The sequence below is a fragment of the Armatimonadota bacterium genome, from assembly GCA_016789105.1.
Taxonomy (GTDB): Bacteria; Armatimonadota; Fimbriimonadia; order Fimbriimonadales; family Fimbriimonadaceae; genus UphvI-Ar2.
The window spans coordinates 483,899-509,636 of sequence record JAEURN010000008.1 but is presented as its reverse complement, the minus strand read 5'-3'; the positions used below and the strand labels follow the sequence as shown (position 1 = coordinate 509,636).

Here is a 25,738-nt window from a genome sequence, read left to right as displayed (position 1 = left end):
CGGATGACCATCTCGTTCCAAACCGCCCTCCTGATCCGGATTTCTATTGTTTTGCTCATCGCCCTTGGCGCGGCGGCGGCTTACACATCCCTCAAGGTCGGCAAAATGGCGAACGAGCTGAGCGACCGGGTCATTCTGCAATCGAGCCGGCTGATCGACCAACGGGTCGACGCCCTCCTTTCTGACACGGAAAATGAGGCCCGAGTCGCCGCCGGCCTGGTTAGCCCAAACATTGTCGGGCCAGGATCCAAACCGCTTAATTCCGAAAATTTCCTCCATTTCGCCCCCCAATTGGTCGAGCTGATCCGCGTGAAGCCCCAATATGCGGCCGTCACCGTAACGCTGGATAAAACGGGCGAATTCCTACAGGTCGCGCAGTCCCCCAGCGGCGGCGTTGTCGTGCGGACAACCCAGGCCATTGCCGGCGGCAAAACCGTCTTGAAGAAGTTCACCCCGTTTGGCAACCGGTTGGAGCCAGCCGGACAGGTTTCCGAAACCGCCGCAGATCAACGGACATCCAACGCCTATTCCATCACCAAAGAATCCAAATTGGTTTCTTGGACCACGGCCGACGTCCTGCAGAACCTCCCCTCGGGGCCCCAACTCGGCACAATCTGTTCAGCCCCGATCACCGACGCCGAGGGCCGGTTCTTTGGAGTGGTTTCGATTTCGATCACCCTGACCGATTTGAGCCGTTTCCTGCAGACGGTCAAGGTCAGCCAACACGGGTTTGCCACCTTGATCGAGGTGCTTCCGGATCGGACCAAGGTGATCGCCGACCCCCAGCCTCAGCGACTTATGACGACCGAAGGCGGCAATCCGCGCCTTGTGACCATCGACGAGATCCCCGATGACCGGCTGCGGATTGTGGCCAAGACAGTCCGCGGGCTGCCGCGGTTTGATTCCAACGAAACCCGGCTGGGCCAGTTCAAATACAACCGGGAACGTTACTTTTTGGGATTTCGCCGGATTGCCGGCGCCCAGAGGCCACCATGGGTTTTGGCGGTGGCCCTGCCGCAGAACGACTTTGTCGACTGGTCCCGCGAAACCACCCTTTTCTTCGCCACCTTCACCGCCCTCTCCCTGGCGGTTGGGGCAACGATGGCCACCCTGCTCGCAGGCCGGGTTGTCCGACCATTGAAGCAGCTGGTGGAAGAAACGATGCGGATCAAGCGGTTTGAGTGGGGCGAAGGAAAACCGTTAGAAAGCCGGATCCGCGAAATCGACAATCTCTCAGCTTCCTTCGAAACTTTGAAGTCCGGGCTCCGGTCCATGGAAAAACTCGTCCCTGCCGAATATGCGCGGTCTCTGATCGCCAGCGGACAGGAAGCCAAACTCGGGGGCGAGCGGCGACACATCACCACCTACTTTGGGGACATTGTGGGGTTCACCCGGCTCAGCCACGAACTTCCCCCAGAGGATTTGGTGGAGATCCTCGCCGAATACTTGGATGTTTTGAGCGATGTCGTCTTGGATAACGGAGGCACGGTCGACAAATTCAATGGTGACGACGTCATGGCATTTTGGGGGGCACCGACAGTCACCGGCGACCATGCGGTTGCCGCCATCGGCGCGGCACTGCGCAGCCTGCAAGCCATCAACGATTTGCATGTGGAGCTGCGGCACAACAACATGCCGACCCTCAGTGCCAGTTTTGGGGTGGCGACCGGAGATGTCATTGTCGGCAATGTTGGCAGCAAAAAACGGATGACCTACACGGTCATCGGCGACAGCGTGAACCTTGCCAGCCGCCTGCAGGGCCTCAACAAATTTTATGGCACCCACATCCTTGCCAGCCACAAGACGTTTTTGGAATCAGAGGAGAACTTTGTCTGGAGGCTCGTCGATTCCGTGGCGGTGATGGGCCGGCTCGAACCGGATGCCGTCTATGAGCCGTTGGGATTTGCCCAAGGGGCCAAGCCGGAAACGCGGGAGCTGGCCCAGATGAGCAACGAGGCCTTTGCGCTTTATCAAAACCGCCGGTTTCAAGAGGCTGCAAAAGCCTATGAAGAGATCTTGGCCAAGGTCCCCCGCGACGGGCCAAGTGCGATCCTCCATGCGCGTTGCCTCAAGTTCATGCGCAAGCCGCCGGAAAAAGATTGGGATGGCAGCTTCCACATGAGCCTAAAATAAGCGGTCATGCACGATTGGCAGGCCCTGACGACGATTTCCCGTGCGCGGTCCCGGCGCAGTTCCAGCTATGACCGCACGGGCGGCAACGACGACTATGTCCAAGTCGCTGCTGGCAGTACTTGCACACTTCAAGAATGTAGTGGAGCGGGCGTGATTCGACATATCTGGATAACGCTCCACTCACACGACCCGATGTATCGGAAAAACCTCGTCCTCAGAATGACTTGGGACGGCCACCCCCATGCGAGCGTGGAATGCCCGGTCGGTGATTTTTTTGGCAACGGCTGGGGGGAAACATACAACTTTTCTAGCCCATACCTAGCATGTGCCCCTCGCGACGGGCGGGCGTTGGTCTGCTACTTCCCCATGCCGTTCGCCCTTGGCGCAAAGATCGAATTGGTGAACGAATCGCCCGAGTTCCCGCTGGAGCGCCTCTACTTTTACGTCGATTGGGAAGAACTGGACGGGCTCCCTCCCGATACGGCGTACTTCCATGCGCAATACCGGCAAGAACTCACCCAGCCGGAAAATGCAGAACGGGACGAGAACGAATGGGCCCTGCTCCGACCCTATGGGAAAAACCCGGGGACTCAAAACAACTTTGTGGTTTTAGAAACTTCCGGCACCGGCCATTTTGTCGGGGTCAACTACTATGTCAACAACCCCGGCCCGATGTGGTACGGCGAAGGCGACGATATGATCCTGGTGGATGGTGAGCCGTGGCCTGGGCTGCACGGGACGGGGACGGAAGACTATTTCAATACATCCTGGTCACCCGACGAACGGTATGACCACCCATGCTTTGGGATTGCTCGGGTTCCCGGCTTCGGCAATGCGGAGCCCCGCATCGGTTGGCTGGGGCGAACCCACCTTTACCGGTTTCACCACATGGATCCCATCCGTTACCAAAACAGCCTCAGCTTTTCGATCGAGCATGGGCACGACAACTGCCTGACCCTGGAATTGGCCACTGTGGCCTATTACTACCAAACCCTGTCCGCCGAGCCGCTCCCCGCTTTGCCCCCTCTGGAAGCGCGGCTCCCGCGTCCTGTCCCGACGGCGTCGGACATCCACCGGTGGCGCGATGCCTACCTGAAGTCACTGGGGCCGGGGCCGCATTGGGGGACGGGGAGGCAACCATGATCGGAAACACCAGAGAATAGTCCCAATCTAGCAAAAATAAGGGGTGTCCGCCCTTGTGAATACGTATTTTTCGTGATACGATGGGCTGTGGATTGGGCCAGATGGGCCCACCTCTTCGAGTCATAGGAGACCAACACCCCGATGAAGCACCGATTCTTGTTGACGGCCATTGCCGTCGTTGCCGCCGGAGCGGCCAATGCGACCCTTTTCACCGACCCGATGAACGACCAAGGCCCGACTAACGGCGGCGGCGCAGGGTTCCCCCACCTCGACATCACGGCTGTCAATGTCACCAACACGGCCAGCACGATCACCTTTGCGTTCACACTGCAAGGCGACATCGCCGCCACCAACTGGGGCAAATATGGCGTCGTCTTCCGCAACCTGTCCAACGCAACGGTCGATAACGGGGCGAACAACAACGCTTGGGGCCGCAGTGGCCACTTGAGCGGTGGCGCAAACGGTTGGATCGGCAGCTGGGTCGATAGCGGCGGCGGCGCCCAAGCGTGGACCTACAACGGAGCCTGGAACCTGAACAACGGGGCCATTGCTCCCACCCTTTCCCAGTTCGGCACGTCGATCACGGTGAACTTGTCCGACCTCGGCTTGGCCTTGGGCGACACGATCATCTTTGACGCTGTGACCACGGCAAACGGCGGTTCGGACACGATGACCGACTCCTTGACTGGGGCAACCCCAGCCGAATGGAGCACGGTGGTCGACATGACCGGCAACACGTACGTCCTCCAAGCGGTTCCCGAACCGGCAACCATGACTCTCTTCGCCGGTGCGGCCGCCCTCGCGGCCCTGCGCCGACGCAAGAAGTAAGCCAGTCCGGCTAGCGACTCTTTCCAACGCCCCTTCGGCCAACAACCGGAGGGGCTTTGTCATAGATCATGTATGCTCCAGGGCCGATGAGCCGACCTCAGATAGCGATATTCACGGGGGCGCGCGGTCGGGGGTCGAACATGTCGGCATTGGTGCAGGCAGCGCAAGATCCGCGTTTCCCGGCCCAAGTGGCGGTCGTGGTCGCCCCGCGTCCAGGAACCCCGGCCGAGGAACGGGCAACGGCTTTGGGGGTAGAAACCCGCATCCTCAACCCAGATTCTAAGGATTACGCGGTTCAGATCGAATCGCTGATCCAAGAGCTTGGTATCGATTTGGTGTGCTTAGCCGGGTACACGCGGCTCTTCCCCAAAGAAATTGTCGCCCAACACCCGACGCAGATTGTGAACATCCACCCTGCGCTCCTGCCCAAGTTTGGCGGCAAGGGGATGTATGGGCACCATGTCCACGAGGCCGTTATCGCCTCTGGGGATGCCCTCACCGGGTGCACCGTTCATTACGTTTCGGAGCGCTACGACGAGGGCAACACGATCCTTCAGCGCACGTGTCCGGTGCTCCCTGGGGACACGCCCGAGACTTTGGCGGCAAGGGTTCTGGAACAGGAGCACATCGCCTATCCGGAGGCGGTCTTCCAACTCTTCACGGCCAAATGAACCGCCATCCCCTGAGTTTTCGGATTGCCTATTTGTTTGTGCGCCCTTTTGCGTGGCTGGTATTTGCGGTTTTCGGTGCGTTCATGAGGAGGCGATACTCCCGCAATGTTCCAATGGATGGTCCGCTCTTGGTTTTGAGCAACCATATGTCGAACACGGATCCCGTGCTGGTGCAATTCGCCTCTCCCCGGCTCCTTCACTTCATGGCAAGGCGCGAGCTGTTCAGTTGGCGGTTCCTGGGATCGTTCTTGAGGTGGTGGCGTGCCTTTCCGATCACCCAATCCAGCGCCGACACGGAAGCCTTGCGGCGGGCGGTGGAGTTGCTCAAAGACGGAAACGCCGTTTGCCTGTTTCCGGAAGGCCAGCTATCCCCAGACGGGCGGTTGATCGACTTATTGCCGGGGGCCCATGTAATTGTCCGCCGGGCGGAGCCGGTTTGCATTTGCGTGGGGATCCGGGGGACAAACCGCCTGATGCCGCACCCCAAAATGACTCCGCAGTGGGCCGGTTCTTGGCTGACCGCAACATGGGGCGAACCCCGCCGGTTCACCAAGGAAACCCCCCGCGAAGAATTCATGGCTTGGGTTGAATCGGAACTTTTGCGGCTTAGTGGCCAAACCAGCTAAGCAAAAGGGGCCGGCTCCCAGTGCCGACCCCGCGTTACCCTCGTGGATGGAAACCCCTCAGTCCGGTTCTTTGGCGGTTGAGCGCGGGAGGGCGGAACTGGAGACCTTCTCCCAGCCCTTGACCGGCTCATATGGCCTTGTGGTGTAGTCGCAGAGCATGACAAACAGGGTGAAGAACCAGATGAATCCGCCGAAAGCGAAGATTTTGATGAGTCGGGTTCCAAATCGCACACCCATGTAATACCAAACGACGAGTCCCCCTTTGACGATGGCGATTGCCAAGGCAAGGACTTGCATGGGCACGGTGTATCCCTTATAGGGCTCGGGCATGTAGATGGCGGCGATGATGGTGATGGCCATCAGGGCGAAGAGTGCCCCTGCCACCCGGATAATCATGGGTTGGGTGAGCACGTGGTGCGGGTGGGCCCCGCCTTTTGTGAGTTCTGCGTGTTCGTGTGCGTGGCTGGCCATTGTGGTCACCTGGGGATGAGATAGAAGAGCGGGTAGAGGAAGATCCACACCAAGTCGACAAAGTGCCAATAGAGGCCCACCATTTCCGTTGGAACGTAGTCGGTGATCAACGACGACTTGATTTGGATGAGCACCATCAACGAGGTGATGGCGATGATGCCGATAACAACGTGCAGCCCGTGCAGGCCCGTCATGGTGAAGTAGAGGCTATAGAACACGCGGGCGTGCTTGGCATCCCCTTCTTGCTCCTTCTTTTCGACTTTAAGGAACGCCGGCAAGGCATTTTCCCAATGACTTTCGGCTTCTGGGTGGTGGGGGTCGGCAAAGCTGAAAGTGTCGTTCGGGAAAAGATGGTGGTCGAACTTGGCCCCGTATTCATAGGTTTTCACGACCAAGAATGTGAAGGCGCAAAGGAGCGTGACCCCGAGGCAGGCGAGCTGAGGGCCTTTTTTGCCCAGTTGGGCGAAATGGACGGCAAACGCCACCATGACCGAACTGAACAACAGCACCAAGGTGTTGAGCCCACCCATTTTCCAGTTGAGCTGTTCATGGGCCCCAAAGAAGTCACTTTGGAACTTCCACCGGTAGAGAGTGTAGATCAGGAACAGGGCCCCGAAGAACATCACTTCGGTTGCCAGGAACGACCACATACCGACGACATAGGTTTCCTGTTGCTGGTCAATGTCTTCGTACTGGAAGTAGACCTCTGGCCCGTCGCTTGGGCCGTGGTGTGCGTGGTCGGACATCAGTAGGTGCCTCCCAGCATCCCTTGTTCGTGTTCGGCTTCGTACATTTTGGAGTCTTCTTCCGGGTTGTAGTCGTAAACGTTGTCGGTGACGAGGATCGGCTTTTCAAAGTTTTCGGTAATGGGCGGCGAAGCCGTGTATTCCCATTCCAGCCCTTTGGCTCCCCAGGGGTTGGGGCCCGCCTTTTTGCCTTTGAAGATGGCATAGGTCAAGTAGATCACCGGCATCAAGAACCCAAGTCCGAGAACAGTGGAACCGGCGGTGGACAGGATATGGTAGACCTGCCACTCGGGCGCGAAGTAGTAGTTGTGGTACCGGCGGGGCATGCCCAGGTAACCGACCATGAACTGCGGGAAGAACGTGAGGTTAAACCCGACGAAGACGATCATGGCGCTCAACCGGCCCCAGAACTCGCTGTAGGTCCGGCCAAACATTTTGGGGAACCAGAAGTGGATTCCGCCCAAGTACCCGAGGATCGTCCCCCCGACCATAACGTAGTGGAAGTGGGCAACGATGAAGTAGGTTCCGGTGAGGTGGATGTCGGTGTCGAGCGAGGCGAGGTAGAGCCCGGTCAAGCCCCCGATGAGGAACAGGCCCATGAACCCGAGCGCATACATCATTGGTGTGCTGAAGTGCACTGAGCCCTTGTACATGGTTGTCGCCCAGTTGAAAATCTTGATCGCCGACGGGATCGCCAAGATCCAAGTGATGATCGAGAAAACGATGCCTTGGAACGCAGATTGGCTGGAGATGAACATGTGGTGCCCCCAGACCAAAAAGCCGAGGAACGCGATGGCCAGCGACGAATACGCAATGAACCGGTAGCCGAAGATCGGCCGGCGACTGAAGCACGTGATGAGTTCGCTAATGATCCCGAACGCCGGCAGGATCATGATGTAGACCGCCGGGTGCGAATAGAACCAGAAGAGGTGTTGGAAGAGCACCGGGTCACCTCCGAGTTCGGGTGAGAAGATGCCAAACCCAAACGACCGTTCCACTACGACGAGGAACAAGGTGATGGCAACGACCGGCGTCCCCAAAAGCACGACGATGGCAGTGGCATAGTGCGACCAGATGAAGAGGGGCAACCGGTACCAGGTCATCCCTGGTGCCCTCATCTTATGGATGGTGGCGACAAAGTTGACGGCCGTGAAGATGGAGCTGAACCCCGTGATGAAGATCCCGACCAGGCAGGTGCTGATTTGGGTTTCACTCAATGTGGAAAGCGGGACGTAGAAAGTCCACCCGGCATCCACACCACCCATCAAGAACGAGATCGTGATGAGCAGGCCGCCGGTCATGAACATGTACCAGCTGAGGAGGTTCAGGCGCGGGAACGCCATGTCTCGCGCGCCGATCATGATGGGAATCAGGAAGTTGCCTAATACGGCCGGGATGGCGACAACCAGGAACTGGAAGACCATGTAAATACCGTGGGCGGAGAACGTTTTGTTGTAGACCTCGTTGCTCAGCAAGATCCCGTGGGGGGATGTGAGCTCGTACCGGATCATCGCGGCCGCAACGGCGCCGATGAAGAAAAAGAGCGTGACCGAGATGAGATAAAGAATCCCGATCCGCTTATGGTCGACGGTGAGCAGCCACGACTTGAGGGTGTGGTCGGCGTTGAGGTAGTTCTTTTCGCTATGCGGATGTTCTGCGGCCCCTTGGCCGACAATTGTTGAGCTCATCGTCTCTCCTCCGTGGTGCGGAATTGGGCATTGCCCGCGCTTGCCCCCTTGTTGGCGATATCGACAGGGCTACTGTCGCTATCCGAACCCAGAGTGCCGAGTTTGAGGTCTTGCCTCATGTATTCGGCCTTTTCTGGGGTCAGCGTTTTGATGAATTCGACGAGTTGCAGCACTTGCAGCTCGGTTAGAGTGCCGCCATAGACCGGCATGGTGTCCTCGTACCCTGCGGTGAGGTTGTTGTGGGGGTTTTTAATGGCCTCCCTCAGGTAATCACGATCCGCCGTGAGCTTGCTCCCGTCGGCCATCGTCCGGGGTTTGCCGAATATCCCGGCAAGGGTCGGGGCCCGCGGGGTGTCGTTGCCGGTGTGACAGTTGGAGCATGCTTTTTCGGCGTAGATCTGTTGCCCGGCTTCCACGATGGTCAGCGGCTTTTCCTTATAGCGGTTGCCGCCTTTTTCGATCCAATCCGCGTATTCGGTCGGGTTCATGACGTAGAGTTGCCCAACCATTTCCGAGTGTTGGGTTCCGCAATGCATGGCGCAGAGGATTTTGTACCGGCCCGGTTTAGTCGGGGTGAAGTGGAGGTCGGTATAGCGTCCGGGCACCACATGGTATTGCGCCCTCATTTCGGGCAGGTACATGGCGTGCAACACGTCTTGGCTGATCATGGTCATCTTGACCGGTTGGCCAACAACCACATGGAGCTCGTTGTTCTCCCGGATGCCGTTCATATGTTGGAAGTGCCACATCCACTGCTTGCCGATGCAGAAGATTTCGACCCCGTCTTTGGGCATGGTGCGGACATCCATGTAGTTTTTGGCCGACCAGCTAAAGAACGCCATTGCGAGGACAAGGGGGATCCCCATCCAAATCAATTCCAGCCCGGTGTGGTGGGTCAGCGGGTTGCGGCGGTCGACTTTTGTCCCTCTGCGGTAGCGGGAGGCGAAAAAGACGATCATCGCCACGACGATGATGATGAAGAAGATTGTGAGCCCTGTGATCGTCATGAACAGGGTGTCGTAATAGGGCGCGTGCTCTGACGCGCTATCCGGCATGATCGGGAATTGGAACGGCCCCCAACCCATCAGTCTTTCCCCTCTTGTTGCTCAAAGGCGTTCTTCATTTGCTTTTTGGCTTGGCGGTTCATGCCGAAGATCCATCCGATGATGGTGAGCACGGTGATGACACCGCCGGTGCGGACGACGTTGAGGATGTTGAGCGACCGTTGGCCGGTCAGCGGGTCGACGTTGACGCAGGCCAAGAAGAAGGGGCGGTCGTCTCGCTCGCCGATCTTCTCGTCCCGGGCATCTTTCAGGGCCAAGAGCGTGGGTTTGGCCTCGAATTCGTCGTTGATGAAATAGCGGGTGATGCGGCGTTTGGGCGACACGACCATAAGCGCGGCGGGGTGGGTGATCCGGTTGTTGGCCGGGTCGCGGTAGAAGCGGAAACCGACTTCGTCGGCGAGCCCATCGATGTTTTTGGCATCCCCGACTAGGAACCGGAGGCCCTTGTCGGTGCCGGGCCGGTTGTAGGCCTGGATGACTTCCTGCCGCTTGGCTTGGGCCATTTCGGGGGTCTCGGTCGGGTCGATCGACACGATCGTGAGGTTGTAGAGTTCGCCCGCGTTGTCTTTTTTGAATGACCGGATCAACTTCTTGACGCTTTCGATCTCGGTGGTGCAGACCCCAGTGCATTTGTAGAAAACCAGAAGCAACAGGGAGGGCCGGCCCGTGAACAATTCACCGGTCGTGGTGGTTTTGCCGTCCTGGTCGGTAAAGGTCCAATCGGGCGAGATCACGGTGCCCAGCTTTTGATCGACTTTGATGCCGCTAGGGGCTTGGGCCGGGATCCGGCTGGTGGACGGGGTGATGTCCCGACTGGGCGGCGAATAGAATTGAGCAGCCGCGAGCCCTGCGGCCATGGCGGCGGCAGCGACGGCGACGGAGCGAAGGCCTTTCACTTCGCGTCCTCCGGCACCCCAGGGGCATTCCGCGTGGGCAATCCGCGTTCCACCACGATTTCCATTGCCTTTTGGATGGGAATCCGGTATTTGCCAGTTTGCGGGTCTTCTTTATACGATTCGAGCTTGTCATGCTCGGCTTTGCGGAGTTCTTCCATATCTGCATGGGCCGCGATGTTGCCTTGGAGCAGCGGGGTGCCTTCTGGCGGCATCACCCGCGCGGCGGCCGTGGAAGACCCTTTAAAACCGTTGACCCGGCCAAACACGGTGAAGAAGATCCAAGACCCAGCAACCATGACGGCAAAGAACACGAAGAACCAAACGGTGAATTTTCCGACGGGGCTTCCAACCGCTTCGTCAGTCGGTTCGTAGCCGAGTTCCTCGAGGAGGTCGAGGTCCCGGCCCTCCATGCGGTCGCCTTCGTGCAGGTCAGACATTTGCGGTTGCCTCCTCCATGTGTTCGTGATTGTGGTGTTGGTAAGGGTGGGCCGGGGTCACCAGCGGGGCGGCCCGGAGTCCGATAGCGAAGATCGTTGCCCAAACGCCGCCAAAGGCCAAAAGGACGCCAAGGTCTCCGGGGAGCGCGGCAAGGTCGATCGATTCCCGGAAGTACGGCATAACGAGCCAGTACATGTCCACAACCCGCATTCCCATGATCAGGAAAGCCGTGGGCACCAAGAGCCAGCTTGTCCGCTTAAGCCGGGGCGAAAGAAGCAGCAGAAATGGCCCGAGGAACTGACCGAAGACAAGCATGTAGCCCAGGATGCTGTAGTTGCCAACGATCCGCTTCAGGTAGTAGGGGATGAATTCCCGGAGGTTCCCGGACCAGATGATGAGGAGTTGGCTGAAGCTCAGGTAGGCCCACAACATCGTGAGCATCAAGAGCAGGTTGCCGAAATCGTTCATCATCAGGCGGTCGATCTTGCCAGCATAGGGGGCCTTGTCTTTTTGAGTCACAACGACCGTTGCGGCGAGGGCGAGTGCGCTCAGGCAGGCGCCGATTGTGAACAAGAAGCCCCAAACTGTGCTGTACCAGTGCGGTTCCACCGACATCAGGTAGTCGGTGATGAAGAACGTCATGGTCAGGATGAAGACAACGATCCCGGGGGCGGCCAGGTTGTTCCGCTTGTCACTATAGGATTTGTCGCCCGTTTGCTCTTCCTTGCGGGTCCAGTTCCCTAGGACAATGCGGAATGCCAGCAGGATGACGAAGTACAGGACTTGCCGGGCGAGGAAGAATCCCTCGTTAAGGTAGGCCGATTTGTTGGTGACAACGGTATCGCCGGGTGCCGGATGCAGCCAAGCCCCATAGAGCGGTTCTTTAAAGACCGTGGCGGCAAGCATCACCAAGACGAAGCAGAACACCAGATTGATGGGGCTTGCGCCTGCTTCGAAAATGCGGAGGACGGGGGTGCCCCAGCGGCCCCTTGTGACATGGAACAGCAACATGAGCCCAAAGCAGCCCATGGTGAGCATGATCCAGAACGTAGCCCCAAACAGAAAAGACGGGGCGAGCTTTTCAACCGAGAAACCTTGGGCCAAGCCTGCCCCCGCCAGCACGGCTCCCAAGACCAGCATGCCAATTCCGGCGGTTTGGGCCATTGCGGCCGCATTGTTGGGTTTTGCGGTGACGGTTTCGCTCATTCGTTGCCCCCTTGCCCGTTGGCGGGCGGTTGGTTTTGGGGAATAGTCCGGCCTTCGACAGGGCCTGGGTTGGGGACTGTCCCCGGTGCGTTAGGCGCCGGAACAAACATCGGTCCGGTGTTCACGGGGCCACCGGCCAAGTTGAATTTGGCCCTTGATTCGGCATCGAGGTCGCCGGCATCGGCAGACTGGCTGAATTGGAGGGCCCGGATGTAGGCCACGATAGCCCAGCGGTCTTCGGGTTTGATCCGGCTGGCATGGCCGTACATGGTGCCGTAGCCGTTGGTGATCACATCGAAGAAGTGGCCCACCGGCATTTGGCGGAGCCGGTCTGTGTGGTAGTTGCCGATTGGGCGGACAAGGGCGAAACCGCGTTGGGCGATCATCCCTTTGCCGTCGCCGGCCGCGCCGTGGCAGTGTTGGCAGTAGATGTTGAACCGTTCCCGTCCGCGGGCCATGACCTTTTCATCGATTACGATCGGGAATTGCCGGGCAAGTTTGCCGTCTTCTGAATAGCCGGTGTAGAACACGGTGTCTTCACGCGGTTTACCGAATTCGATGGTGCCCATGACCGGCATCCTCGTCCCCCGGCTATCGCTGAAGAGCAGGTTTTCGCTTTGGGATTTGATCTTGGGCTGTTGATACATGTCCAAGTGGCACCCGGCGAGCAGGAGAAGCGAAGCGAGTCCGATCGGGGCGATGCGACGCAAGTTCATCAGTAGCCCTCCGTGGTCATGACCCGCTCGACCGAAAGGGCGTTGAGGCCGTTCATGAAATCGTAGACTTCGTCTTCGTCATATCGGGGATCCGTCGCTTCGACGCAGAGCACGAACCGGTCGCTGGTGGCGCGGGCCATGCTGGCCGCGTTGTGGATCGGGTGGTGCGGTTTGGGCAACCCGTTGAAGGCGAGCATCCCAAACGTTGCGCCGAAGGCCGACAACAAGATGGTGAGTTCATAAGCCGGTGGGAAGAAGGCGGGGATGCTGAATTCCGGCTTGCCCCCCACGTTCAGCGTGTATGGCAACAGGCCGTTGACCTGCAAGGCGGTGCTGCTGATGTTGGGCCCGCTGCCGGTCCACCACTCCAGCAAATAGCCCGCCCCAAAGCCGAGAATGCCGTGGAAGAAGACGACCCACCCGAGTTTGTCGTCCCGCCAGCCCATGATGTCGGTCAGGCCGTGTACGGGGAGCGGCGAATAGGCATCCATGTCCCGGTATCCGGCGTCGCGCACCTTTTGGGCGGCTTCTAGCAAGGCGTCCGGCGTTTCGAACTCGGCCACGACGCCGTACGGTTTCGGGGAAGTGTCCCTGCCGTGGCTCATTGCCCTGCCTCCTCGGTTGCGGCAACGAGCTTGCCGTTGCCGGCATGCCCGTTAGCATGCTTTTCATCGTGTTCCATTTGGTGGAGCAACTCCTTCATTTCAAAGATGTTGATGAGCGGCAAGAACCGCACGAACAGGAACATCAGGAAGATGAACAGCCCGATCGTCCCAAAGAACATCGCAAAATCCCAAAGGGTTGGCGAGTAGAACCCGAACGCGCCCGGCACATAGTCGCGGGTGAGGCCAATGGGGATGATGACGTACCGTTCGAACCACATCCCGATGGAAACGCTCATGGAGACCAGGAACAGGGCTTTGAGGTTTTGGCGCATCTTGGGGGCCCACATCAATTGCGGGATGAGCCCGTTGAAGAGGATCAAGAGCCAGAACGCCCAGCTGTAGGGCGCATCTTTGAGGGCAATGCGGTTGTGCAGGAGCCCGGTTTCGAATGGCACCCCGCTGTAGTAGGCGTAAAAGACTTCGCAGAAATAGCCATAGAAGACGATGAGCCCGGTGGCAAGCATGACCTTGGCCATCCAGTCCAGGTGCTTCATTGTGATCAGGCTTTCCAGCTTGTACCACTTGCGCAAGGGGATGGCGAAGGTGATGACCATCGCGAATCCGGCAAAAACGGCCCCCGCGACAAAGTAAGGCGGGAAGATTGTGACGTTCCATCCGGGGACGATCCCCATCGCAAAGTCAAAGGAGACGACTGTGTGGACCGAGAGGACGAGCGGGGTCGAAAGGCCGGCCAGGATGATGGAGGCGTGTTCGTACCGGTGCCAGTGTTTGGCGCTTCCCCGCCATCCAAGACTGACGATGCCGAAAGCGACCTGGGCAAAACGGCTTTTGGCCCGGTCGCGGAGCGTCCCAAAGTCGGGGATCATCCCGACGAACCAGAACAGCACCGAGACGGTGGCGTACGTCGAAACGGCGAAAACGTCCCAAACGAGCGGGCTGCGGAATTGTGGCCACAGTGCCATCCAGTTGGGGTACGGGAACAGCCAATAGGCGACCCACGGCCGGCCGGTGTGCAGCAACGGATAGATGCCGGCGCACATGACGGCGAAAATGGTCATCGCTTCGGCAAACCGGTTGATGGAGTTGCGCCATTTTTGGCGGAGTAGCAGCAAAACGGCCGAAATCAGGGTGCCCGCGTGCCCGATCCCGATCCACCAGACGAAGTTGATGATGTCGAAGCCCCAGCCGACGGGCTGGTTGTTCCCCCAAATCCCGATGCCGTTCCACACCAGCATGGCAATGGAGAGCAGCAGGATGTTGACGAACACGAACCCGATCCCAAACATGATTTGCCACGGACTGCTAAAGATTCCGGGGATCGGTGTTTTGACTTTGGGTTCGTTGTGGGTGGCGGGCACCAAAACGATGTCGCCGATGGTGGCGTCGAGCGAGGTGTTGGTGTGGTGTCCGACCAGCAGGTCCTTATCGACGGGCGTATCGTTCATTTAGTGCGCTTCCTCCAGGGCGGGATTGGGGTTAGTGACCCGGCTCAGGTAAGTGGTCCTTGGCCTTGTGTTGAGCTCTTCGAGCATCAGGTAGTTGCGTTTGCTGGCCCGGCTCATGGCGACCTCGTTTTTCGGGTTGCGCATGTCGCCAAAGATGATGGCTTGGCTTGGGCAGGCAACTTGGCAAGCCGTTTTGATTTCGCCGTCGGCCACGGCGCGGCCTTCCTTCTTGGCCGTGATCCGGGCTTTGTTGATGCGCTGCACGCAGTAGGTGCACTTTTCCATGACCCCGCGGTAGCGCACGGTGACGTCCGGGTTCTGGAGCATTTTGAGCACTGGGACGTTGTCGGCCCTTTGGCTGAAGTGGAAGAAGTTGAAGCGCCGGACTTTGTAGGGGCAGTTGTTGCTGCAGTACCGGGTGCCAACGCACCGGTTGTAGACCATCTGGTTCAAGCCTTCGTGGCTGTGAACGGTGGCGCCGACCGGGCAGACTGGTTCGCAGGGCGCTTGTTCGCAGTGCATGCAGGTGACCGGCTGCACAACGATCGGCGGGTTATCTTTGTCCAAGTCCTTGCCAGTGCCTTTGTAGTACCGATCGATGCGCATCCAATGCATTTCCCGGCCTCTCATCACTTGCTGCTTGCCAACGGTGGGGATGTTGTTTTCGGCCTGGCAGGCGGTGACACACGCCTGACAACCGGTGCAAAGGCTCAGGTCGATCGTCATCGCCCACTGGTAGTTGTTCTTCGCGTCGTCCTTGAAGTCCAACCCCGGGTAGAGAGATGTTTCCTCACCTTTCCCGAATTCGTTGTAGTCCCGCTCCTCGCCATGGTGGCCCTCTTCGTGCTCACCGAACGGTTTGCCGGATTTGTATTGGGCGAGAGAAGCACCTTTCCAGATGTGCCGGTCGCGATCTTCTTGCCGGTAATCGATCGTGTTGTGGTGCTGGGTGTTGGCCAGGGCATATTCCCGGCCAGTCTTTTTGATTTGGACACCACTCACCCAAACCGGGTTAGCCGAACTGCGCAGCGAGTTGGCATCGAAGCCGCCGCCGCCGGATTCGCCCCGGGTTGTCCCAAAGTCGCCGGCTTCCGTACGGCCATACCCCATGTGAAGGATGGCGACGTCGTCGGCCTGCCCCATGTTGACCCAGACGGGGACTTCCAATGTCTGGCCGTTGGCCGTGACTTCGACCATGTCGGCTTTGCCGTAGAACGGCGTGCCGATGACCGGAGTTTTTTTGTCGTATGGCGCGGTGACCCCGAGCTGGTCGGCAGTTTTTTGGCTGATCAGGAGGGCGTTATCCCAAACCAGGTTGGTCACCGGATTCGGTGTTTCTTGCAGCCACATGTTGTTGGCGTTGCGGCCATCGCCGATCATCGGGTCGGGAAGGATCAGGAGCTCCGTACCGCCAGATTGGATCGACGGGAGCGACCCGAGGATGCCGTTCGTGACCGTCGGATTGACCGGCCCCGCCCCGCCAGTGCTGGCGGGTTCGTAAAAGCCGGTGGCCAGAATTGCGTTCCAGTCTCCGCCCTTTTCGGCCTCGGCGGTGGCTTTCACCAAGGCTTGCGGGTCGGCAGTGTCGCCGATGAACTTGCCAACCACTTGGATCGGGCTCTTGCCATCGTAAAGAGGCTCGATGAGGGGCTGGACAACGCAGTGGGTGCCGTCAAACGCCACTCCGTCACCCCAAGATTCGAGGAAGTGCGTTTCGGGCAACGCGTAGTCGCACAGCTTGGCCGTTTCGTTGACGTGGGTGGCCAGGCAAGCTTTGAGCTTGACCTTAGACAAAGCTTCTTTAAAGCCCAGGTCTTTGGGGGCCGTGTAAGCCGGGTTGCCACCCAGGATGATCAGGGTGTCGACTTGGTTGGAATTCATGGCCGCAACCAGGTCGGCCAGATCGGCCATTTGGCTGGACGGCACGGGCTGGGGATTTTTACGGAACGTGGCCGCTTCGCTGCCGATCATAGTGTTGACGGCCATGACTGCGGCGTGGACCTGGGCGGGAAGGTGCGATCCGGCAACCAGGACGGCGCGCCGGCCAGCTGCGCGGAGATCGGCGACCGCCGCATCGAGCATCGCCTTGTCCACTGAACTCGGCGGATTCGCGGATGCCCCGGGCAACCCGAGCCCTTGGGCGATAGCCAACACGAGGCCGAGGGCTTCGCTCGGCTTGACCCGGGCCCGATGGTCGCTGCTGACTCCAAGGGTGGTCGGCTGGCTTTCGAAGGCATAGATCCGCGACATGTCGCCATCCGGGTTGCGTCGGCTGGCAACATCCCGGCTGTACCGGATGCTCATCGGCCCGGAATGCAGCAGGTCGCAATCGATTGAGACGAGGACGTCGGCACGGGTGAAATCGTAGTGCGGAACCAGATCTTGGCCGAACGCCATTTGCGACGCTTGGGTTTCGGCATCCCGGTTGACTGGTTCGTACTGGTGCCACTTGAGCCCGGGAAGCTTGGTCTGGAGATCACTGGCGAGCCGGGCAAGCGTCGGCGATGTGACTGTTTCCGACAAGATGCGGATTCCGGCCCCTTTGGCGGAAACCGCCACGGCTTCTTCAATCTTGGTGAATACCTCGTTCCACCCGGTCGGCACGCCCCGGAATGACGGTGTTTTCATCCGGTCGGGGTCGTAGAGGTTGAGGATTTCGGCGCAAAGCCGGGAATCGATCGAGCCAAGTGTCGTGGCGTGCAACGGGTTGCCATCCAGCCGGACGGGCCGGCCGTCGACTTGTTCGGCCAGGAGGCTGACCGCGAACCCATCTTTCACCGCCGCGGTGGCATACCGTTTGTGGAGCCCGGCCACGGCACCTTCCGGCTGTTGGGCGAACGGGACGATTTTGCGGATCGGCTGATACCGGCATCCGGCCAACCCGGCCAGCATCGCCGCCCCGCCCATCAACTTGAGGACGTCGCGGCGTGGAAGCCCCTTCAGGCTTTCGCGGTCGGGGAACTCGTCGGCTTCCCAGGGCGCGACGGTTTCCGGGGCCTCGTAATGATCCAGCCCCTTGTAGAGCCGGATTGGAGCACCCTTGCCTTGATCGTTAGACTTTCCCATGTCTTGCGTTCGCTTGTCCTTCCTCAAAAATTCCCTGCCCTATCGGTGGCAAACCCAGCAATCAGCCATCTGCGAGACGTTGATCCCCTTTTCTTCCATCCGCTTGTATCCGGCGTGGACTTCGTCGTTCGGGATCCTCTGCGTGCCGCCTTTGCTCAATTCGCGCTCGGTTTCCGAGAGTTCTTCGCCGGCTGCGATCTTGCGATAAAGCTCAAAGACCTGTTCCCTGGGGGTCAGCGTGTTCGCCCCTTCGGCATTGTGCCCGTCGGCCGGCACATCGCCGCCGGTCATGCCGGAGGCAGAAAACTGGGCCATGTATTTTTCCGGGTGCTTGTGGCAATCCAGGCACCACGCCATACTGAACGCCTCGCCTTTCCAGGTGATCGGCATTTCTTGAACCGCCCCGTGGCAGTTGTTGCAACTGATCCCGCGGCTGATGTGGATCGAGTGATCGAAATAGACGAAATCCGGGACGGCGTTCACTTTGTTCCACTTGATCGGTTTGCCGGTCGCATAGCTGTCGCGCACCGGCTCCAGCATGGGCGAGTTCGTCCAAATTTGCGAGTGGCAGCTCATGCAGACTTCGGTTGCGGGCACGCTGGCGTTGGCCTGCTCTTCCACCGTGTTGTGGCAGTAGCGGCAATCAATGCCGAGCTCTTTGACGTGGTGCTTGTGGCTGAACGGAACCGGCTGGTCGATCGGGATGAACTGTTTGGTGTTGTGCGGCGACCGGGTGATGAGGGAGCCACTGACGATCAACACCAGGGGGGCGGTGGCCGCCAAGAGCAGGCTGGTGCTTGCGATCGAGTTTGCCGACGGTTTAAAGAGCTGTGCCATTTGCGGATGAGCCTCCTAAGTGTTGCATGTTCGCACCAGGTTTTGCCGGGCGCAAATCTGGATTGATTTGTCTGGTTTTCATATCGGCCACACCCGGTCGGCCGCGATGACCACGAAAATCAGGGCCAGGTAGACCATCGAATACTTGAAAACCGAGCGGGCATGGGCCCGGTCGGCTTTTTTCCAAAGTCCGGCGCATTGGGCCAGGAGCCCCAGGTTCAAAAGCCCCGCCCCGACGGCGTAGATCCATCCCGCTTGGCGTTGGAGCAACGGCAAGGCGCAAAGGATGACCGTGATGACCGCATAGAGGCCGATCTGCATCACAGTGACCCGGTCGCCTTTGACCACCGGGAGCATCGGCACGCCGGCTTTGGCGTAATCGTCTTTGATCAGGATCGCCAAAGCCCAAAAATGGACAGGGGTCCAGGTGAAGATGAGCGCGAACAGGAACCAGGCATACGGGCTGAGTTCCCCGGTTACCGCCGCATAGCCAACCAGCGGGGGGAAGGCCCCGGCGGCTCCGCCGATGACGATGTTCTGCCATGTGCGGCGCTTGAGCCACAGGGTGTAAACAAACACGTAACAGAGCAGCCCGCAAAGGGCCATTCCGGCGGCAAGCGGATGCGCGCCGAACCAAAGCAGGGCCGTGGATCCTACGGTTAGGACTGCGGCAAAAACAGATGCCGCCCGGTCGGAGACCACATGGGTCAGGGTCGGCCGTTTGGACGTCCGCTCCATCGCGATGTCCAAATCTTTTTCAACCAGCATGTTAATGGTGTTGGCGGCGCCTGCCGACATGTAGCCCCCGAGGCACACCACCACGACCAACCAAAAATCGGGCGCGCCCCTGGCCCCAATGAACATGGCGGCAACGGTTGTGAAAAGCAAGAGCGAAACCACCCGCGGCTTGGTCAGGGCGATATACGCTTTGATCAGATCCCGCGGATCCGCCTTTTCCGTAACCGTTTGGGTTTGGCCATCCGCCGCAACGGCCGCCGGTTTGGGGAGGGCGTGGACGGCGAGCATGACTAGGGCCATCCAGTTGAACAGGGCCAGGGCGAGGTGGGTCAGCTGCATCCAAACTGGGGCCGAGGCGACCAAGTTGGCAATCCCGAACGCCATTTGGGCAACGTAGAGCCACACCGTCCGGCCCGCCCAAAGCTCGACCCGCGGGTCTTCCTCCCGGCGGTCGCTCGCCAACCGGCAGGTGAAGATCAGGATCAAACCCGCTGCCATCGCCATAAGCGGGTGCAGCAACCCGCCTTTCAGGAGTGCCGGGGCATTGGGGCCCAGGTGCATCTGGATCCGTTCAAAAAACGTGTTGGCCGAGGCAAGGCTGGTGGAATATGCCGTTTTTCCCATCGCGGAGATGGCACCTGTCATCCCCAGAAGGAAGAATGCCCCGATCGTCCACTTGAAAGCGGCGGCCAGGGCCCCGTTCCCGGCAAAAGAGGCCACGCGCCCCCCTTTTGCCAGATGCACACCCAACGCCAAGGAACCCATGAGTGCAAAGGTGTTCATCAAGTGGAGCGGCATGGTGATGGCGCGCCCAAGAGAAACATCGTGGACGACCCACCGGGAGATCACCAAAATGGCCCCGATGAGAGACGAAACTAGTGTGAAGGCCAGCGAACCGAGTGCCGCCTTGCGCACCGGGTGTCGGCGGGGGAACAAGCGGTAGGCCCATATGACCAAGCCCAGGGTGCACAGCACCAGCAGGCCGCTGGTGGCCCGATGCGTGAACTCGATCTTTGTCTTCAGGGCCCCTTCGATCGGGATGATGCCGCTGTTGCAGATCGGCCAACTCGTGCCACATCCGTCGCCGCTAAGTGAGGCCCGGACAAAGGCACCGAAGACGACTACGAAGGCCGTCGCAAACAAGATGAAGAGCGCAAATTTGGCGTAGCGCGCAGCCTTTGCCGCGTCGATGTTATGGGAGGCAACAGCCCGATGGTCACTCTCTGATGCCATTTGCGCCTCTCCATCTAACTTGATTCGACCTTGGCCTGTCAAGGAAAAACCGGGTCCTCGGGGCGAATTCGGCAAAAAAGGGCGTCATATAAGGCCCTTTTCCCGGATTCGAAAACTTGAATTTTTTGTCGATTTTCAAAATCCCCGCAACTCACCCCCAACAATTCTGCAGCCAATCATAGTAATTTATGGGTGTGAGGATTTTGGCGATCGGGTTAGCGGCCGGGTTTGGTGCATCGGCATTTGGTTTTTCAACGTCGGCCGATGGCGCGGCCGCCCATTTCACTTTTGTTTCGGGCGACCGGGGTTACCATGCGGTGGTTGCCGACACCGGATCTGACTTAATCACCCCCACTGCCCAAGTTGCCCCCCGGCTCACCAATGTGTGGCGGCTCATCAGCCAATCCCAGCCGGTTGCGGCGATCACGGGAACCTTTTTTGCCTGGGAGAACGGCAAACCTGTTGCCGACGTGGTTGTTGATGGGACGCAGGTCGCCACGGGTTACCGTGGCTCGATCTTGGCCGTGGATTGGTTCGGCAAGCCGCACATCTTGGATACCCCGACCCGCAAACCGTTCGATTACCACGCTTACCGCTATGCCGTGCGGGGCGGGGTGCGGGTGCTGCAATCGGGTGTCGTGGCCAACAACCCGCGGTCACAGGGATTCACCGATTCTTCGATCTGGGGTTCGGCCGCCCGGACGGCAGTCGGCATCACGGCCACCGGGAAACTGATGTTCGTGGCCACGCGGTCCAGCGTGACGCTTTCCGCCCTGGGCAAAGCCATGAAGAGCCAAGGGGCCGTGGACGCCCTTGCGATGGATGGCGGCGGTTCGACCATGTTGTATTTCGACGGGGACTTGAAGATCAGCCCGAACCGGGGGCTTTGCAACCTCTTGCTGATCGAAAAGCGCAGCCCTTACGACGAGGCGTTCCGCACCTATCTGGCCCGGCTCGGCCAGACTCAGGCGGAAGGGTCGCTCAAAGGTGTGATGGATTCTGCCGGCACCCAAGGCGAAAGGTAGAATCGCCGCGCCTTGACCCGACCTTCGCTCGCCGTTTTGATACCGGCCTATAACGAGTCAGCCCGCATCGTCCCGACCCTTGAAAGGTTGGCTGAGTTCTTTGCCGGTTATGGGGAGACCTGGAAGGTGGTGGTAGTCAGCGATGGAAGCACCGACGATACCAACCATTTGGTGGAACAATTTGCCGCTAGCCACATCGGATTTGAGCTGTTGGCCTACTCGCCCAATCGAGGAAAGGGTTTTGCCGTCCGTAAGGGAATGTTGGAAGTTGATGCCGATTTCTTACTCTTTTCGGATGCAGACCTGGCCGCACCAATTGAAGAAATAGCCAAGTTAAGGGCCGAAATCACCACAAAAATCCCGATTGCTATTGGCAGCCGTCCGTTGCGGGATTCTCGGTTGGAAATCCGCCAACCTTGGTACCGGGAACTGTTGGGGAGGGTCTTCAACAAAGCCGTCCAGGTTCTCGCCGTTCCGGGCATCGCCGATACTCAATGCGGGTTCAAGCTGTTCCGTAGCGATGTTGCAAAAGATATTTTCAGCCGCTGCAAGTTGGACGGATTCGGGTTTGATTTTGAGAGCCTCATCATCGCCCGCGACCTCGGCTACACCATTGCCGAAGTCCCGATCCGCTGGTCCCACCAAGAAGGCTCGAAGGTCGTTCTGTTGCGCGACGGGCCGCGGATGTTGCGGGATCTCCTCAAGATCAGGCTCTGGGGCAAAACCAAACGGTTGAAACAGCGCGATGAACCCCGGTGAATACCGAAAAATGCGCGATTTGGAAGACCACTATTGGTGGTTCGTTTCCCGGCGCGAATTAGCCCTCAGCCTTTTGGACCACCATGTGGGCGACCAGCCGCTGATTCTGGATGTGGGATGCGGGACAGGGGCTGTGCTCACGGAATTGGGTCGGCGGGGCACGGCCGTCGGGGTGGATTTGAGCCACGATGCGCTCTCATTTTCAAAATCCCGGGGGCTTGCACTTTTGGTCTATGCCAATGCTGAACAACTCCCCTTTGCCGACGCCACCTTTGACGCGGTCGTGAGCTTGGACACGATCGAGCATGTGCCGGGCCACGAGGCAGCCGCTGCCGAAGTTTTCCGAGTTTTGAAGCCGGGCGGGGTCTTTGTGATGAACGTCCCGGCATTTGCCTGGCTTTGGGGCCCGCACGATATCGCCCTAATGCATCAGCGCCGCTACACCCGCGCCATGGTCAGGGGGCTATTGGCTGATTCGGGGTTCACCATCCTCAAGTTGTCTTACAGCGTTTTCCTGCTGTTCCCGGCCGTGGTTGCCCGGAGGCTTGCCGAAAAAATGCAAGGCGGCGAGCCCAAGGTCCAACTTCCCCGGTTTAGCCCTTTTTGGAATCGGCTACTCCTTGCGGTGATGCGTTTGGAAGCGGCGCTGTTCCGCCGGATGGATTTGCCATGGGGCTCGAGCGTCGTCTGCGTTGCCCAGAAGCCGCATTCCGAATGAGTATCATGGCGGCATGTCCCGGTATCGCGTGGGTTGCGTGCCTTATGTCAATGCAGCTCCGTTGATCCACCGATTTGTTTCGGATCCCGGTTCGCCTGTCAAAGTGGTGTTCGATGTCCCCAGCCGCCTGCCGGCCCAGCATGCGGCCGGGGAAACTGATGCGATGCTGGTCAGCAGCATCGACGCCCTCTCAAACCCGGGTGCAGAAGTGGTCGGGGGGTTGTGCATCGGCAGCGACGGCCCGGTTGCGAGCGTCCGGCTGTTCAGCCGTGTCCCCTTCGGTGAAATCAAATCATTGGCCCTCGATGAGAGCTCGATGACCAGTAACGCTTTAGCCAAGATCATCCTGCTGGAAAAATATAATTGCGAGCCAAAAAACTTAAAGTTAGAACCAGACCTGAACACCATGCTGGGCCTGTGTGACGCAGCGGTGGTGATAGGGGACAAAGGGATGGTGGCCGACTATCCCGGTTCTCGGGTGATGGACTTGGGGGAAGCTTGGACGGACACCTTCGGCGTTCCCTTTGTTTGGGCGATGTGGACCAGCCACCGGCCGATTGAACCGGAATTGGCGCAGCTCCTGCGCACCGCCATGGATCCAAAGGCGGAAATCGGCCAAGGGGTTATCGATTATGCCGCCAAGGAATCCGGATGGCCGACTGATCTGGTGAGGCAGTACCTCTCGACCTGTGTCCGGTTTGAATTCGGCAAACGGCAAGCGGCTGGATTACGCCTTTTTGGCGAAAAACTTGTCGAAAACGGATTCTTGGTCAAATCCCATTTCCCAAGCATCCTCTCACCGGCGCTATAGCCTATTTTTGCTTGGTCGGAACCCAGGCCGTCGTCCGGCCCCCGACTGGTTCTCTTACCAACGGTTCGCCTCGGAACGTTTCCTCCCCTTTTGCACCCCCCCAACGGGCATGGAATAACCAATCCTCTGGGAACTGAGCCTTGTCGGCTCCAACTGCGACCGCCAGATCCACGATTTGATAAAGTTTGTCTAACAACATCTTAATCTCTTCCCTTGAAAGCGAAGCGCCCAGGCGCTTGGGTGCGATCCCGGCTTGATACAAGACTTCGTCGGCAATCCAGTTTCCGACCCCCGCGAAGACGGTTTGGTCCAGCAGGATGGCTTTGATCGGGGCTTTGCGCTTTCCGAGGATCGTTTGCAGTTGCCCGGCGGTGGGGGGCTCGCTCCAAACGTCGGGCCCCAGGGCCCGCACCCTCTCGTCGGATTCGACCGAGTTTGCAGTCCAAAGACGCGACAGCCGGCGGCCGTCGGTCATAACCACTTCCCTCCCATCATCCGCCCGCAGCCTAAGTTTGAGGAACTTTGGGCGGCCATCTTTATCCTCAAGTGGTGCATTGCCGTGCTCCCGGATGCGGATGGTCGGGGCGCCGATCTCCCGTACCCAGCCGGCCATGCCCAAATGGCCAAAAAGAACCCCCCGGTCGCCAAGGTCGATCCACCAATACTTGCCCTTGCGGCCCGTCCCCGCGACCGGTGCGCCTTCCAACCGGGATTGCAGAGCCAGGGGCTCTGCGCCCTGGAGGACGATTTCGTCTGGGGCGACTTCGGCTTCGATAATCGTCTTTCCCGTCAATACCCGGTCGAAGACGCGGCGGACGGTTTCGACTTCTGGCAGCTCGGGCATGGCGCAGAGTTTACTGGGACACTCTGGCGGTGAGCGTATCCCGTTCGGGACAAAGAGAGGACTCGGCAGCGGTTCGGATCAGCCCAGACAAGGTCTGGCCGTCCCAGCCGAAGGCCGCCGAACACCGGGCGAATTCGTCGCTCAGGGTCGTTCCGAACATCGGCGGGTCGTCGCTGTTGATGGTCACAGCCAGGCCGAGGTCATGCATTTCCGCAATCGGGTGGTGGCCCAAATCGGGGATGGGGGTCAGGCAGATGTTGGACGTTGGGCAGACTTCCAAAACCGTGCCCCGACGCCTGAGCTCCCTGACCAACTCTTTGTCTTCCAAGCACCGGATCCCGTGCCCGATCCGTTGGCAACCGGTGTATTCCAAAGCATCCCAAATTGAATAAGCACCCTGTGTTTCTCCGGCATGCGGGACAATGGGGAGCTCCGCCCGCTCGGCCAGGGCGAACACCTCGGCATAAGGGGCCGTCTGACCGACGCCTTCGATACCCGAAAGCCCGAGCGCAACCACCCCGCGCCCCATTGACCGAATCGCCCAATCGGCGACTTCCATCGCATAATCCACGGGCCAACCTCGGACGATATCGATGATCAAGCCCATGTGGATGCCCAGCTGTTCGTGACCATAAACCATAGCCTCTCCCAAGGCACCCAATTGTTCATCCAACGGGATGCCACTCTCCTTGGCAATTGTTCCGGCGGTATATGTGGCTTCGCTCCAAAGGATGTTTTGTTCAGCCTGGCCCTGGAGGAATTCCGTGGCGACAAATTCGATGTCTTCGGGCGTTCGAATGCAACTGCTGACAGCCGTGTAGATTTCGACGAAATGGGGGAAGTCCCGGAAGCGGTACCACTCGGCAAGCCCTTCCACGGTGTCTGCTGGGAGTGCGACCTTGTTCTTTTCTGCCAGCCGGATGAGGGTTTGGGGTCGGATCGAGCCCTCTAGGTGGACGTGGAGTTCGACTTTGGGCATCGCCCGGCATTGTTCGATTGAGACCACGGTG

24 protein-coding genes are annotated in these 25,738 nt (G+C 59.2%); 9 read left to right on the top strand and 15 right to left on the bottom strand.

What is annotated here, in order from left to right; genetic code table 11:
- The first annotated feature begins 3 nt into the window (after positions 1-3).
- The 5 genes from JNM28_11010 to JNM28_10990 all read left to right on the top strand — a co-directional run bounded on the left by JNM28_11010 (position 4) and on the right by JNM28_10990 (position 5,401).
- Entirely contained in the window at positions 4-2,133 is a 2,130-nt protein-coding gene (locus JNM28_11010) for a hypothetical protein (GenBank protein MBL8068971.1), read from the top strand.
- Between the two features lie 6 nt (positions 2,134-2,139).
- Positions 2,140-3,276: a DUF2961 domain-containing protein gene (locus JNM28_11005; GenBank protein MBL8068970.1), complete on the top strand. Its 1,137-nt coding sequence runs from the start codon at positions 2,140-2,142 to the stop codon at positions 3,274-3,276.
- Positions 3,277-3,417: 141 nt separating this feature from the next.
- A complete protein-coding gene (locus tag JNM28_11000; GenBank protein MBL8068969.1) occupies positions 3,418-4,104 on the top strand; it encodes a PEP-CTERM sorting domain-containing protein in 687 nt (228 codons plus the stop codon).
- Between the two features lie 86 nt (positions 4,105-4,190).
- Positions 4,191-4,775, top strand: coding sequence for a phosphoribosylglycinamide formyltransferase (locus JNM28_10995; GenBank protein ID MBL8068968.1), 585 nt, complete (start codon positions 4,191-4,193; stop codon positions 4,773-4,775).
- A 113-nt stretch (positions 4,776-4,888) separates the two neighbouring features.
- Entirely contained in the window at positions 4,889-5,401 is a 513-nt protein-coding gene (locus tag JNM28_10990; protein ID MBL8068967.1) for a 1-acyl-sn-glycerol-3-phosphate acyltransferase, read from the top strand.
- Between the two features lie 57 nt (positions 5,402-5,458).
- On the opposite strand, the gene JNM28_10985 is transcribed toward JNM28_10990, so the two are convergent.
- The 13 genes from JNM28_10985 to JNM28_10925 all read right to left on the bottom strand — a co-directional run bounded on the left by JNM28_10985 (position 5,459) and on the right by JNM28_10925 (position 20,571).
- Positions 5,459-5,872, bottom strand: a complete 414-nt coding sequence (locus JNM28_10985; GenBank protein ID MBL8068966.1) for a cytochrome C oxidase subunit IV family protein — start codon at positions 5,870-5,872, stop codon at positions 5,459-5,461.
- 5 nt (positions 5,873-5,877) lie between these two features.
- Complete coding sequence (locus JNM28_10980) at positions 5,878-6,618, bottom strand: cytochrome c oxidase subunit 3 (protein MBL8068965.1); 741 nt, start codon at positions 6,616-6,618, stop codon at positions 5,878-5,880.
- On the bottom strand, positions 6,618-8,306 hold the full coding sequence (locus tag JNM28_10975) for a cbb3-type cytochrome c oxidase subunit I (GenBank protein MBL8068964.1): 1,689 nt from the start codon (positions 8,304-8,306) through the stop codon (positions 6,618-6,620). The genes JNM28_10980 and JNM28_10975 overlap by 1 nt, the downstream gene beginning before the upstream one ends.
- A complete protein-coding gene (locus tag JNM28_10970; GenBank protein ID MBL8068963.1) occupies positions 8,303-9,391 on the bottom strand; it encodes a c-type cytochrome in 1,089 nt (362 codons plus the stop codon). Before JNM28_10970 ends, JNM28_10975 begins: the two co-directional genes overlap by 4 nt.
- Positions 9,391-10,266 (bottom strand): SCO family protein, encoded by an 876-nt coding sequence (locus JNM28_10965; protein MBL8068962.1) that lies wholly within the window; start codon positions 10,264-10,266, stop codon positions 9,391-9,393. Before JNM28_10965 ends, JNM28_10970 begins: the two co-directional genes overlap by 1 nt.
- Positions 10,263-10,703 (bottom strand): hypothetical protein, encoded by a 441-nt coding sequence (locus tag JNM28_10960; protein MBL8068961.1) that lies wholly within the window; start codon positions 10,701-10,703, stop codon positions 10,263-10,265. Before JNM28_10960 ends, JNM28_10965 begins: the two co-directional genes overlap by 4 nt.
- Positions 10,696-11,910 carry a hypothetical protein gene (locus tag JNM28_10955; protein MBL8068960.1) on the bottom strand — a complete coding sequence of 405 codons (1,215 nt, stop codon included), beginning with the start codon at positions 11,908-11,910 and terminating at the stop codon, positions 10,696-10,698. Before JNM28_10955 ends, JNM28_10960 begins: the two co-directional genes overlap by 8 nt.
- A complete protein-coding gene (locus JNM28_10950) occupies positions 11,907-12,626 on the bottom strand; it encodes a cytochrome c (protein MBL8068959.1) in 720 nt (239 codons plus the stop codon). Before JNM28_10950 ends, JNM28_10955 begins: the two co-directional genes overlap by 4 nt.
- Positions 12,626-13,231, bottom strand: coding sequence for a DUF3341 domain-containing protein (locus tag JNM28_10945; protein ID MBL8068958.1), 606 nt, complete (start codon positions 13,229-13,231; stop codon positions 12,626-12,628). Before JNM28_10945 ends, JNM28_10950 begins: the two co-directional genes overlap by 1 nt.
- Positions 13,228-14,697, bottom strand: coding sequence for a polysulfide reductase NrfD (gene nrfD, locus JNM28_10940; GenBank protein MBL8068957.1), 1,470 nt, complete (start codon positions 14,695-14,697; stop codon positions 13,228-13,230). The genes JNM28_10945 and nrfD overlap by 4 nt, the downstream gene beginning before the upstream one ends.
- Positions 14,698-17,763, bottom strand: a complete 3,066-nt coding sequence (locus tag JNM28_10935; protein ID MBL8068956.1) for a 4Fe-4S dicluster domain-containing protein — start codon at positions 17,761-17,763, stop codon at positions 14,698-14,700.
- Positions 17,764-17,802: 39 nt separating this feature from the next.
- Positions 17,803-18,600, bottom strand: coding sequence for a cytochrome c3 family protein (locus JNM28_10930; GenBank protein MBL8068955.1), 798 nt, complete (start codon positions 18,598-18,600; stop codon positions 17,803-17,805).
- A gap of 78 nt (positions 18,601-18,678) precedes the next feature.
- Positions 18,679-20,571, bottom strand: coding sequence for a protoheme IX farnesyltransferase (locus tag JNM28_10925; protein MBL8068954.1), 1,893 nt, complete (start codon positions 20,569-20,571; stop codon positions 18,679-18,681).
- 194 nt (positions 20,572-20,765) lie between these two features.
- Here JNM28_10925 and JNM28_10920 point away from each other — a divergent pair, with 194 nt between their 5' ends.
- From JNM28_10920 to JNM28_10905, 4 genes are read left to right on the top strand one after another with little or no spacing between them, the layout of a single operon-like run.
- Positions 20,766-21,596 (top strand): phosphodiester glycosidase family protein, encoded by an 831-nt coding sequence (locus JNM28_10920; protein MBL8068953.1) that lies wholly within the window; start codon positions 20,766-20,768, stop codon positions 21,594-21,596.
- Between the two features lie 12 nt (positions 21,597-21,608).
- A complete protein-coding gene (locus JNM28_10915; GenBank protein MBL8068952.1) occupies positions 21,609-22,355 on the top strand; it encodes a glycosyltransferase family 2 protein in 747 nt (248 codons plus the stop codon).
- Positions 22,342-23,073, top strand: coding sequence for a methyltransferase domain-containing protein (locus JNM28_10910; protein MBL8068951.1), 732 nt, complete (start codon positions 22,342-22,344; stop codon positions 23,071-23,073). Before JNM28_10915 ends, JNM28_10910 begins: the two co-directional genes overlap by 14 nt.
- Before the next feature lie 13 nt (positions 23,074-23,086).
- Positions 23,087-23,884, top strand: a complete 798-nt coding sequence (locus JNM28_10905; protein MBL8068950.1) for a menaquinone biosynthesis protein — start codon at positions 23,087-23,089, stop codon at positions 23,882-23,884.
- Between the two features lies 1 nt (position 23,885).
- On the opposite strand, the gene JNM28_10900 is transcribed toward JNM28_10905, so the two are convergent.
- Both JNM28_10900 and add read right to left on the bottom strand, forming a co-directional pair.
- Entirely contained in the window at positions 23,886-24,728 is an 843-nt protein-coding gene (locus tag JNM28_10900) for a hypothetical protein (GenBank protein ID MBL8068949.1), read from the bottom strand.
- 10 nt (positions 24,729-24,738) lie between these two features.
- Positions 24,739-25,734, bottom strand: coding sequence for an adenosine deaminase (gene add / locus JNM28_10895; protein MBL8068948.1), 996 nt, complete (start codon positions 25,732-25,734; stop codon positions 24,739-24,741).
- Positions 25,735-25,738: the final 4 nt, after the last annotated feature.